Here is a 12,164-nt window from a genome sequence, read left to right as displayed (position 1 = left end):
GTATTTTATTCTCCTAATAAAATGTCTCCGTGGTATACCAATTTTTTTAATCTGTTATGCTCATCTTTGAGAATTTTATAGCCTTTATCTGTAAGGGCATAAAACTTTTTATTGTCTACAACAGTTGTTTTTTTAACTATATCCTCTTTTTCAAATCTAGATAACAAGGCATATAGAGTTCCTGGGCCAACATTAACTCTTCCATCAGTTAGTTCTAAAATAGTTTTCATAACTCCATAACCATGAGCAGGGGTTAATAAACTTAACAAAATATAGTACATTGGCTCTGTAAGGGTTTGTAATTGTTTTCTGGCCATTGTTATCCTCCATCATATCGAATATTGATATATCATATCGATTATCAATATACTATATCAATAATCGATACATGTCAAGAAATAATTGTCATTTTTTGCTTAGTAGATGCTTTTAGCTATTAACTATAAAAACTAGCCTACATATTTTAGGCTAGTTCTTATTTTTCTTAAATTCAGCACTTTTTGATATTATAAATAATTTATTCTGTTTTTACTTGATCAAACTCAATTATTCCCTCTTTATTTATGCTATAAGCAACTTCTACTTTTGTTAGCTGTCTTTCATATTTTGTTAGTCGTCTTTCATATTTTATTTTTCCGTCTTCTATTTTTAAATCAGTAAAGTATTGAAACTTATTATTTGCTGAATGCTCCACTACTAACTCTTTTTCTGCTACGGTATCATAAATAAATATTCCAAAGAGGCTATTGTTTAAATCATAATCAACCATTTGGGAATAGGCTATATAACGTTCATTAATCCACTTGAACTCATTAGCACCCCACAGCTCTTTAATACCCAAAAGGTTATTAATTTTTCCATCAGCTTCTTTTTTTATTAGTCTTACTCGTGAACCTGTTTCAAGATCAAATTTTTCATATAAAATAATGTTTTTATTGGGTGAACTAACTGCTTTTTCTGCTATTTTATTTTTGTACTCAATAAGTTCATTATGCCTTTCAACTTCACTTGCATAAACAGGGTCTATGTCTAAAGATAATTTTATGCCCTTTGTTAGTAACTCTTCTTTTTGGGCTAGTATTTTAGTTTTATCTTCTGGCATGGTTAATGTATTAGTAACTTTACCTTTATAGTTTTGGTAAATAGTAACACTATAAGGCTCTTTATTAGGCTCATTTAAATACCTACCTACTGTTAATACTAACTTAATGCCAACACTATCTAAGTGATATTTATAAGTAGGGTGAATTCCTTTACTATAATCAAAATATAAATCAAAATCATCAAAAGCCTGTAAGTGATCTTGATTGGCTTCATAGTTAGCTATGCTAGTTATTAATGCATCTTCGTTCATTGTAGATACAGGATATATCGCTATTTGATCAATATCATCTGTGCCCGAAAAAAACATATAAAACTCTGGATTTTCTTGGGGGTACTTATAGCCTATAAACTCGTTTTTTTCATCTTCAAAAGTGGGTTTACCATAGCTATTAATTACATCTTTAATTTTAGAGCTCATAGTTATATCTTTTGTTACATTATTTGAGTAGCTATTATTAAAAACAATACAATAAATATCTCTATTTTTTTGACCATTAATTTTATACTGAATCATTACATTTTTATTTTGATATGTTAAATAATATAAAAGCTCATCACCTTCATCAAAATCATCATTAGGGCGAGATAAAAAATCCTCTTGTACTGCAAATACCTCTTCTACACTACTTTGTTTCCAATTGTTTTGGTATATTGAATACAAATCTGTTCCAACTAAAATATGTTCATTTGTATTATTAGGGTCAAGTGTTTGATTAGCTTGCTGAACTTCACAGCCTATCAATACTAGACTTAATAATACGAAAGTAGCAATTAACTTTTTCATATTGAGTCTCCTCTTTTTATTCTAAGCTATTTAATCATACTATTTATTGGTTTTTTGTTCAATTATTTTTAAGGTTTCTGTTAAAGCTTCTGCTGCTTTTACCTCAATATCTGGTGCTGTTCCGTATTCTGCATTGGCTGAACCATCGCGGTTAAGGACCATTTGCAAACGCATTCTTAATAATAAACCGCTATTAGGTAACTTTACTAAAATAGGTGAAAAACCTCCACCATCTCCTTTTGTTCGTTCACCTACTAAAGTTGCAAAACCAGTATTTTTACAAAAAAGTGCCAAACTTTCTGCAGATGAATATACTTTATTATTTATAAGCACATATATTTTTCCAATAAAATCAATGGGATCTTTCGGGCTAATTTTTTCTTCTCTATTTAAGATGAATTTAAAATTAGTTGTTAATTCAGGTGGATAGTTTGGTAAAATTGGACGCTGAGACATTTCTACTTTGTATTTTGTGCCAAATATCTTAGCAAATTTTTCGCTTAACTTACCACCACGTAAAGCATAATACATGTTATGTTTTTGAGATTTAGTATTTAAAGGAAAAACAATATTATAAAGCCATTGACCACTATTGCCTCCTTTATTATCTCTAATATCTATAATAATAGAAGAACAATCTTTATTGTTTATTATGTAATCATATACTTGTTGACATTCTTTATGTGACATTTTAAAAGATTTTATTTTAAGATAAATAGTTTCTCCATTGTGGTATTTCTGAAAAATATAATTTTTTTTGTTTACGTTGTTGCTCTCTTGCTCAAAAGATTTTGGTGTGTAACCAAATTTTTTAGTCCAAAATTCATAATGCCTTTGGGCACTATTTAATGGCTTTACTAAAAATTCATTATTGTATTTATCAGAATCTAACTCTAAATCATTAGCTAGTTCTTTTAAATAGTGATAAAATTTTGGAGAAACAATATGAGTGTGTCCATCATATAACTCACATAAAATATTCTTTAACTCAGTGTAAAATTGAGTATCATTTTTAGTAGCTTTTATTCTCTCAAGATATGTATCTTTATTAGCCAGCCACTTTATGTTGTATTTACGTTCTAACATTGAAAAAAAAGGATATTCTTTGGCTAGTAAGTTGTATACAAATAAAAAATCTTCTTGCTTTTGTTGAGAGCTATAATTACCTATAGGCTGTACTGTTGTGGATAAAATAAGTAAAAATATTAGTATTGCAGTAGGAACTAGTAATTTTATTTTTTTAATCATACAATTTTCTCCTTAAACTTGCTACAAATTTAGCAGAAACATATAAATCAACTATAGTAATATACCACCATAATTGTTGTTTGAAACAAATATGGAATAAAAAAACTATTACTTAAAGTAAAAGCAATAGCTTTAGTATATTATAATAATAGGTATTATTCAGTTTTACCCTCAATTATTTTTAAGGTTTCTGTGAGCGCATGCTCTGCTTTTACCTCAATATCTGGTGCTGTTCCGTATTCTGCATTGGCTGAACCATCGGGGTTAAGGGTCATTTGCAAACGCATTCTTAGTAATAAACCGCTATTAGGTAGCTTAACAAAAATAGGAGATGTACTACCACCATCACCACCAGTTCTTTCTCCTACTAATGTTGCAAAGCCTGTTCGTTTGCAAAATGTAGCAAACCCTTCACCAGCTGAAAAAACTTTTTTGTTAGTAAGTACATATATATCTCCGGTAAAGCCAATAGGTTTTTGGGGTACAATTTTTTGCTCTGTTTTAAGTAAATACTTAAAATCTGTTGATATTTCTGGGGGGTAATTTGGTAACTCTGGGCGTTCGCAGATAGCTATTTTATTTCCACCAAGAATTTTTGTGTATTTTTCACTAATCTCTCCCCCACGTAAAGCCATATATTTATTATTTTGATATGTATTATTATTTAGTGGTGATACTATATTGTTTATCCATTGCAAATCACTGCCACCAGAGTTATCTCTTATATCTATAATTATATTTGAGCAATTTTTGTTTTCTACAATATAATCATATACTTGCTGACAGCCTTCTTCTGAGACTGAAAAGGAACTAAACTTAATATATATTGTGTCTCCATTATGGTAACTACTAAAATCTACGCTTTTTTTGGTATTGTTTTTAATGTCTTTTTGAGTTACTTTTTTGGGGTTGCCAAAAACTTCATTCCAGTATTTATAGTCTTCTTGGGAGTCATTTAATGGCTCTACTAAAAATTCATTAACAAATTTATCACTATTTACTTCTGAATTTTTTAATAAATCTTGTACATAGTAATAAAAAGTAGGCGAAACGACATTGGTATGTCCATCTTTTATTTCAGCTATAATTAAAGCTAATTCTTTATAAAACTGTTTATCATTTTTGGTCTCTGTTATTCTCTTAAGATATGTGTCTTTATTAGCTAACCATTGTACTTTATGCTGGCGCTGTTTAACTGCAAATAAGGGGTACTCATTTGCTAACACGTTATATGCAAATAAAAAGTCTTCTTGTTTTTGCTCGGTAGTATATTTTAGAGCAGTAGTAGTTGTAGAACAAGCTGTTAACATAGTTAGCAATGTTACAACCATTATTAGTGATATGTATTTTTTCTTCATTAGTTCTCCTTTTATGATATAAATTATGTATTAAAAAAATATGTAAATACATTACTGTTATATACCACTATAAATGTAATTTTAAACAATGTCTAACATAAAAGAACTACCGTTTAAGTATTACTACAAAATACGATAGTTCTTTTTTGTTAGCATTTTATAAGTTTGTGTTTATTTCAGCATTATTAATTTTATTATTACAATTTCTGTATAATATAACACCTAAAACTAAACACACAATTCCGACCATATCCCACCACCAAACATGATAGGATGGTACAGCAAAGTTTACATTAGTATATCCTTCTATATGTATGCCCAATAGACTTATAAAAGGCAGTAAACCATTCATTGCCATATGTACACCTATAGTTAATAGTAATGATTCAGTTTTAAGATAAAGCCAAGCTAAAAATATACCTGTAATAAAAGCAAGTGCAATTTGATGGGCAGTTCCATGCGAAATTGCAAATAAAACAGCTGTAAGGATGAATGTTGTTTTTTTAGAATATAACTTACTTAAACCATTCACAAATATACCTCTATATATTAGCTCTTCGGTTATTGGTGCTATTAAAATTAATCTAAGTATTATTGTTACTAATGATGAATTACTATCGTAATGCTCAGCTAATCTTATTAATTTATCTGATAAAGGAAATATATGTAAAAAGAAGTTCGTTAGTTGGGTGTTTAAAATATGTAATCCAAAAGTAAATACTGCTGTTGCCAATATCCATTTTTTATTAATATAACCAACTAATTTAATACCTAAAAATCCTTCATTTTTTTTAACAAGCAATACTATAATGACTGCGACCGCTAACCTGATAGCTATATCTATTAATAAAATTAAATTTCCATTTTGCGGATGACCTTTTAGTACTGAAAAGGTTATTATACTAAAACCTTGTAATAAAAAAATCATCAGTAAAAAATAGCCCAATGTTTTTTTGACATTTAAACTAAACTGTTTATTCATAATCAAATCCTTTCGTAATTTTTAGAAAACAATTTTTACTAAGGGTATTATATAATTTAAATTATGTCAATTATACATTACATAAATAAGCATATAATTATCATAGTTATTTATATGTGCTAAAAGAATTAGTTACTTTACTAAAACACTTTTATGTTTTAGATACTGCTTGTAATTTTATAACGAAGCATTATGATTAGTTGTATTATTGGCTTTATATTCTTTTGCAAATATAAATGAAGCGTATATAATTGCGTTTGATATTAATAAAATAACAACGTCTTTTAGCTGGAGAGTGTATTTAAAATCAACATTTCCAACTAGTACTGCTATAAAATTATTATTAAAGAAATGCATAAAAATAGGCACCCATATGTTTTTGGTTTTCATGTAAGCATAACCAAAAAATATTGCTAAGCTAATGCAAGTACTAAGTTGACCAATTATACCTAAACACCATGTTTCGGTACTATACAAAAACATAATAATTGGCAGATGCCATAATCCCCAAATAACACCTAAAGTAATTATACCTAAACGTTTACCCATTCTCTTTTGCAGAAAAGGTTGTAAAAAGTACCTCCAGCCATATTCCTCACCAAAAAACATGATAAAGCTAAACACAAAAGCAATAGTTAAATTTAAAGTACCTAACAATGTTTGAATACTAAATAGCGTGTTTATGGATTCTAAGTCACCATCAAATACTGCTATAAAAACAATTCTTGTAATATATAATAATACAAATAACAACATGTATATCCAAGGTTTTTTATGGACATGACCCCTAAAATTAAGATTATATTTCTTTTTTATTTCTGGATTTTCATGATGAACAAATATTAAAAATAGTGCACTAGCTACTAAAATAATTACTTGGCTAAGTGAATCTAAATTTGCTGAAGGTTTAAAAATATTCACTATGGTTATTACGGTAAGTAATACTGTTGTTACTAAATGAGTTGCATATGCTTTTTGGGGAATAACGGCGTCTTTATCTTTGGTAAAATAAATAGCTAATATTACACCAGCTGCGGGATATAACATAAAGGTTAATGCAAAAAGATGTACTTTATTTCCTTGATAATAGCTGTAGCCCATTAGCACCCCTAATAACATAGGAACTAAAAAGGCTACTATAAAAAATATCTTTAATTGTTTTTTTTCAATAGTACTAAATTTACATTTCATTTATTTTCTCCAGTCTTTAGTTTATAACTACTTATAACTAATCACTTACTACAAAACAAATACTTTAGTTCACAATTGCATTAAATGTAATATATATGTAATTATATAATGTTATATACCACTATTTAGGTAGTTTATAACAATTAAAGACTAAACTTTAAGAAAGTTTATAGAGTCAAAAAAGACTATGCTAAAAATTGAGCATAGTCTCTTATACAATAATTATTAAAGTAAGCCTAACCAATCTCCTAATAAAAACTGAACTCTACCTATCATTAAGCTCATTCTACCCATAACAGCATTACCAAATAAAGCGCCAAAAGCTATCATCATAACATAACGACCAACTTTGCTACTGGCATTAAATATTTTATTGTCGTTTTTACGAGTAAAGTAAAAGAACATTAACACTGTTATCACACCAAATACAATAATAACATTATTAATACTATTTAATGGCAGTATGGTTGCTTGTATTTGATTTATTATTTGAGCCCCAATTGTACCCTTTATAGTTAAACCTGTACCAATACCAACTAGTATAGCTAGGGGATAACGTGACATCCATATTGCTCCCTTTGCAAATCTAGTATAAAGCAGCAGTCCAATAATAACAGGTATCAGTTTAAGATAGTTACCTGTAGCAATAGGAGTAAAAGCAGTTGTTTTTAAAGACTCCCAGCCCATAACAAGTGAATGTGCTGCACCTATCCCTACATAAACATGTTCAACAAATCTGTAAAAAGGATTTTCTTTAATTGTAAATGACATAAGCCCTAATGTACCTATGGCAGCTAACCATGTTCCAAGCATATACTTTTACCCCCTTATTTTTCTTTGTGGATTAGTAAAGTAAGCAATATTGCCCAGTATAATAAATACTATAACTATCATGTGGGCAAAAGATAATGAATCCATTGCTGAAGTAGCTGCCCCAGGCTCTTTTAAAAGAGTCTCATACTCAGCGGCACCCCTTAAACCATTTAAGTAACCTTTAATTTGTCCGGCATTATAGTATGGTAAATAACCTGCAACTGAAACAGAGCTCATACCTGCCACCATTTTTGTTCCATAAACACTTTGAACTTGGCGTATATGTTCAGCAAGACCTGGTGTACCTGAGCCAAAGGTTATAAATAGAGAAATATCTTTGGCACTATTGATATTTTTTAGCATGGCTAAGCTACTAGTTTTGTTTCCTAATCTGTCTACAGAAAAGCACTTTTTAATGTCTTTTGCAAAAGAAGATATTGCAGTTTCTCCACCCGCTATATAACCCAAGGACACATAGTCTTCGCCATACTCTTTATTATGAGATCCTTGCATTTCTTTAAGATACTTATCTGTAAATAGAGGACCAGATGGCCAAAATGCCAGGTTAATAATTTTAATACCTTCTTTATTATACAGATGTTTTAATACTGCTTTAGCCTGTGGCTCAATTTGAGCCTGAGAACTTGGGTCGTAATCATATGACACAACAACAACGTCTCCTGGCTTTAACGCATCTACTTCATTAAAGAAATTTTGAGTAGATTCGTTTATGGAAAAAGGCAAACCAACTGGCTTTAACATTGGAATAGCTATTGCTAAAAATACTAAGATATATATAATTCTTCTATCTATATTCATTAAAAATTTCATAATATATAATCCCCCTACTCTTCTCCGCCACCAAGGTGGCCTCGTTCTATACCCATTAATATACGGATGCCTAATGCTATAGCACCAATACCTCCACCTATCATTATTCCACGTTGGGCAGCCATATTAGGTACGTCCATAATCCAAGACTTAATCACTGCAAATCCCGACCACAGTGTTTCACCTATGGGGGCATTGCCTAACATAACAATTGTGGCAGCTACAAGTAATATAGCTGAGTCAATAGAACGAGCTGTAAAAGCGCGATAGGCAGCAGAGGCAATCCAAAAAGCCAATAAGGCAAACATTGTAGAGCCTAAGGGTGTCATTATATTATTAAAACCAAAGTTATAAATTTTGCCAGCAGAGGTATCTACAAATCCAATTATTGATTGAGCTATCATTACTAAGAGTAATGCTATAGAGTTGTACCACTCCCCCCTGTGAAGCATAACACGGCGAATATGCACACGAATAAGGTTAACGGCAGCTAATCCTAATGAGAATGAAGCAATAATTGTTCCCCAGTTTTGAATTTCAGTTGAGGCTTTGCTAATAAAGCCTATCGAGAAAAAACCATCAATTATTATTATTAAAGCAAATACAAAAGTAACCGCTATCATTACTGCCTGAGATTTCATAGTTTTTCCCCCTATATATTTAATAAGTTAGCTATTAGATTACTGCCAAAAGTTATGCTTAAACTACCGACTACTAAAATAGCAATTACAAAAAACTTACAGACATCTTGTCCTGCTATACTACCTACTTTTACAGGGTTGCCAGAGGCAATTGCTCCTGCAGCGTAGAGTTCTTCACCAATTAAAACATAGTCACAAGAGGCTACAAAAAACGGAATTTGGTGAATATTAGCTGAGCCAGCTACTTGTATAGCACCAGCATGAAAACCTGCTTCAGCAATCATGAGAGATTCAGCCCAAAACGCACCTAGTAAAATACTGGCTGCAGCTTTTTCACGCTGAATGATTCCCATTACAGCCGCAGCATAAGCGAACTGCTCACTAGATAAATACTGCACACAATCTTCGTTAAAGCTCTCAAGTGAACCTTCTGACATATAAGCTTGTTTAACAACCTCTTCAGCAAATGGCAATATTACTGGCCTACAAATAGACACAAATAACTTTGCACCATAACGGGCAGTTAGTTTAGCAATCATGCCAAGGGTTTCTAATCCAGCAAAGGTTTGAGATGCGGTAACTCCCGAGAGATCTGCAATTCCTGGTGAAAAGTGAATCATTCTTCCCATCTCGGTTGCCCTGCCAACAGCCTCTTCAATTGCATCTAAGCCAGAAATATTACGAATGTTATATACAAGGCCATTTTGAGCTCTTTGTATTTTATAAATAATGATAGTAGCAATAACTATTAAAGATAGAAACTGAAATACAACACCTGTTTTCATAAGTAAGCTCCTTCCCAAAAACTTATTTATTTAATAATTAGAGAATTTTATTTATAACTCAGTTAAATTTTTATCACTCCTTTTGATGTTAAATTGTAAAAATATATTTTAATCTTGAACATTCAATATCACATTGTGTAAATTATCTATAAATATTTAAATTGAGCTAATTTTATACATTATGCTATTACAAAAAAACCAGACTCTGTAGCCCGCTCTTTAAATCTTTATTTATAATGTATTAAAAAATAAACAGCACAATAATAAAGTGAATTATACTTTAGCGTGTTAAAGAATTTTCAATATTAAGTAGGCATTATACGGACTTATTTTAGGATTGTCAACACTTATTTTGCATAAATATTAATTCGTTAATAGAAGTATATTAGTATAATATTATTGTAATAACAATAAACTGTATTGTTACAGATTATATAAAGCTCATATACTAGCCATATACATACTGTATATATGCATTATATATACATAACAATTGTGTAAAGGTATTATTTCATTTTGTTTTTTTTGGTAAGTTAGATGCCATATGCAGGACGACACGTTGGGGATGTGGTGGATTTGTAATTATATTATAAAAGTAAACGAACGCTGGGGACGGGTGCATTTGTGTTAATTTATATATTTACTAGGCACTATACAACGGGATGGCACAGAGGCACATCCCCTACCAGTTTTGCTTTTTAGGTGATTTATTTTTTCTATTGGATTGGTAAGGTTTTTTGTTTTTATGGTTATTTTATTTTATATGCCATATACAGGACGACACAAGGTCGTCCCCTACGAAAAACATTGGTAGTATGGATACATTTGTGTTAATTTATATATTTACTAGGCACTATACAATAGGATGGCACAGAGGCACATCCCCTACAAATTTTGTTTTTTAGATAATTTATTTTTTCTATTGGATTGGTAGGGTATTTTGTTTTTTGGTTGTTTGAATTTGATGTCACACGAGGTCGTGCCCTACGATTATATCAAAAAAAATAGTATGGATGTTTTTCACCCACACTATTTATTATAGAGCCTAAATATTGGCATATAACCTTAACTAACTGAAAGTATCTTATTTCCGTGGCTCACAAAATTGAGCCTAGATTAAGGAATAGCTAAAATCTTTACAAAGATAATATGTATAATATATCTTTGTGAAGATTTTTGCGTATGACGCAAAGATAGGTTTAATTATGGGAGCGTCCTTTTTAACTCATTATCTTTCTACTATTACGGTAACACCCATACCACCACCAACACATAAAGTGGCTAAGCCGCGTTTTGAGTCGCGTTTTTCCATTTCATGTAGTAATGATACTAAAATTCTTGTGCCACTGGCGCCGATTGGGTGACCCAAGGCAATAGCACCACCGTTAACGTTTACAATATTCATATCTAGGTTTAAATCTTTAGCTACTGCTAATGATTGAGCTGCAAAAGCCTCGTTGGCTTCAATTAAATCCATATCACTTAACTCTAAGCCTGCTTTTTTAAGGGCTTTTTGTACAGCTGGAACTGGTCCGTAACCCATTATTGATGGATCTACACCAGCTGAGGCATATGCCTTAATTGTTGCTAATGGAGTTATTCCTAATTCGTCTGCTTTTTCTTTACTCATAACAACTACTGCTGCCGCACCATCATTAATACCAGAGGCGTTAGCTGCTGTTACACTACCATCTTTTTTAAATGCTGGTCGTAGTTTTGTTAATTTATCAGCAGTAACCCCTGCCCTTGGGAATTCATCTTTATTAAATACAATAGGATCGCCTTTACGTTGTGGGATTACAACATCTACTATTTCAGCTGCAAAGCGGTTTTCGGCTAGGGCTTTTTCAGCTTTTTGTTGACTATTAGCAGCAAACATATCTTGTTCTTCTCTAGTTAAGTTGTGTTTTTGTGCTAGATTTTCAGCTGTAATACCCATATGGTAGTCATTCATTGCACACCATAAACCATCATTAATCATGCTATCTACTAATTTTCCATTACCCATTTTATAGCCAAAGCGAGCTTTAGGTAATAGGTAAGGGGCTAGACTCATGTTTTCTGTTCCGCCAGCTACTACTATGTCAGCATCACCTAACATGATAGATCTAGCAGCTAATATTACTGCTTGTAAACCAGAGCCACATACTTTGTTAACTGTCATGGCAGGTACTTCTACAGGAATACCGGCTTTAATAGCAGCCTGACGAGCTACGTTTTGACCTAAGCCAGCTTGGATAACATTACCTAAAACTACGTCTTCAACATCAGTAGCTTGAATCCCCGCACGCTTTATGGCTTCTTCTATAACAATTTTAGCTAATTCTACAGCTGATACATTTGCTAAAGTTCCATTAAATTTACCAATAGCTGTTCTGGTTGCACTTGCAATTACAACTTGTTTCATGGTTTGTTCTCCTTTTTTGT

Annotated in this window: 11 protein-coding genes; all 11 read right to left on the bottom strand. The window is 31.3% G+C overall.

Annotated features, from left to right (window positions below; all coding sequences use genetic code 11):
* Window positions 1–5: 5 nt before the first annotated feature.
* The 11 genes from IMX26_RS15310 to IMX26_RS15260 all read right to left on the bottom strand — a co-directional run bounded on the left by IMX26_RS15310 (window position 6) and on the right by IMX26_RS15260 (window position 12,144).
* The gene (locus IMX26_RS15310; RefSeq protein WP_195159226.1) at window positions 6–317 is read right to left on the bottom strand and encodes a helix-turn-helix transcriptional regulator; all 312 of its coding nucleotides are present in this window, start codon (window positions 315–317) and stop codon (window positions 6–8) included.
* Window positions 318–517: 200 nt separating this feature from the next.
* Window positions 518–1,888, bottom strand: coding sequence for a hypothetical protein (locus tag IMX26_RS15305; RefSeq protein WP_195159225.1), 1,371 nt, complete (start codon window positions 1,886–1,888; stop codon window positions 518–520).
* Between the two features lie 39 nt (window positions 1,889–1,927).
* Window positions 1,928–3,136 carry a S41 family peptidase gene (locus IMX26_RS15300; RefSeq protein WP_195159224.1) on the bottom strand — a complete coding sequence of 403 codons (1,209 nt, stop codon included), beginning with the start codon at window positions 3,134–3,136 and terminating at the stop codon, window positions 1,928–1,930.
* Window positions 3,137–3,291: 155 nt separating this feature from the next.
* Window positions 3,292–4,494 (bottom strand): S41 family peptidase, encoded by a 1,203-nt coding sequence (locus tag IMX26_RS15295; RefSeq protein WP_195159223.1) that lies wholly within the window; start codon window positions 4,492–4,494, stop codon window positions 3,292–3,294.
* 157 nt (window positions 4,495–4,651) lie between these two features.
* Window positions 4,652–5,476, bottom strand: a complete 825-nt coding sequence (locus IMX26_RS15290; RefSeq protein WP_195159222.1) for a type II CAAX endopeptidase family protein — start codon at window positions 5,474–5,476, stop codon at window positions 4,652–4,654.
* Window positions 5,477–5,653: 177 nt separating this feature from the next.
* Window positions 5,654–6,667, bottom strand: a complete 1,014-nt coding sequence (locus tag IMX26_RS15285; protein WP_195159221.1) for a type II CAAX endopeptidase family protein — start codon at window positions 6,665–6,667, stop codon at window positions 5,654–5,656.
* Window positions 6,668–6,892: 225 nt separating this feature from the next.
* The gene (locus IMX26_RS15280; protein ID WP_195159220.1) at window positions 6,893–7,480 is read right to left on the bottom strand and encodes a hypothetical protein; all 588 of its coding nucleotides are present in this window, start codon (window positions 7,478–7,480) and stop codon (window positions 6,893–6,895) included.
* 6 nt (window positions 7,481–7,486) lie between these two features.
* On the bottom strand, window positions 7,487–8,311 hold the full coding sequence (locus IMX26_RS15275; RefSeq protein ID WP_195159219.1) for a hypothetical protein: 825 nt from the start codon (window positions 8,309–8,311) through the stop codon (window positions 7,487–7,489).
* Between the two features lie 14 nt (window positions 8,312–8,325).
* Entirely contained in the window at window positions 8,326–8,952 is a 627-nt protein-coding gene (locus tag IMX26_RS15270) for a hypothetical protein (protein ID WP_195159218.1), read from the bottom strand.
* A gap of 11 nt (window positions 8,953–8,963) precedes the next feature.
* Window positions 8,964–9,737 (bottom strand): DUF6754 domain-containing protein, encoded by a 774-nt coding sequence (locus IMX26_RS15265; protein WP_195159217.1) that lies wholly within the window; start codon window positions 9,735–9,737, stop codon window positions 8,964–8,966.
* A gap of 1,228 nt (window positions 9,738–10,965) precedes the next feature.
* Window positions 10,966–12,144 carry an acetyl-CoA C-acetyltransferase gene (locus IMX26_RS15260; RefSeq protein ID WP_195159216.1) on the bottom strand — a complete coding sequence of 393 codons (1,179 nt, stop codon included), beginning with the start codon at window positions 12,142–12,144 and terminating at the stop codon, window positions 10,966–10,968.
* Between the last annotated feature and the right edge of the window lie 20 nt (window positions 12,145–12,164).

This window comes from Clostridium sp. 'deep sea', assembly GCF_014931565.1.
GTDB lineage: Bacteria > Bacillota > UBA994 > PWPR01 > PWPR01.
The sequence above is the reverse complement of the archived record's forward strand: the minus strand, read 5'-3'. Positions and strand labels throughout refer to the sequence as shown.

Bases quoted from the DNA above. Each gene is read 5' to 3' on its own strand.
- IMX26_RS15310 (WP_195159226.1), bottom strand. From the start codon at position 317: ATGGCCAGAAAACAATTACAAACCCTTACAGAGCCAATGTACTATATT.
- IMX26_RS15305 (WP_195159225.1), bottom strand. From the start codon at position 1,888: ATGAAAAAGTTAATTGCTACTTTCGTATTATTAAGTCTAGTATTGATA.
- IMX26_RS15300 (WP_195159224.1), bottom strand. From the start codon at position 3,136: ATGATTAAAAAAATAAAATTACTAGTTCCTACTGCAATACTAATATTT.
- IMX26_RS15295 (WP_195159223.1), bottom strand. From the start codon at position 4,494: ATGAAGAAAAAATACATATCACTAATAATGGTTGTAACATTGCTAACT.
- IMX26_RS15290 (WP_195159222.1), bottom strand. From the start codon at position 5,476: ATGAATAAACAGTTTAGTTTAAATGTCAAAAAAACATTGGGCTATTTT.
- IMX26_RS15285 (WP_195159221.1), bottom strand. From the start codon at position 6,667: ATGAAATGTAAATTTAGTACTATTGAAAAAAAACAATTAAAGATATTT.
- IMX26_RS15280 (WP_195159220.1), bottom strand. From the start codon at position 7,480: ATGCTTGGAACATGGTTAGCTGCCATAGGTACATTAGGGCTTATGTCA.
- IMX26_RS15275 (WP_195159219.1), bottom strand. From the start codon at position 8,311: ATGAAATTTTTAATGAATATAGATAGAAGAATTATATATATCTTAGTA.
- IMX26_RS15270 (WP_195159218.1), bottom strand. From the start codon at position 8,952: ATGAAATCTCAGGCAGTAATGATAGCGGTTACTTTTGTATTTGCTTTA.
- IMX26_RS15265 (WP_195159217.1), bottom strand. From the start codon at position 9,737: ATGAAAACAGGTGTTGTATTTCAGTTTCTATCTTTAATAGTTATTGCT.
- IMX26_RS15260 (WP_195159216.1), bottom strand. From the start codon at position 12,144: ATGAAACAAGTTGTAATTGCAAGTGCAACCAGAACAGCTATTGGTAAA.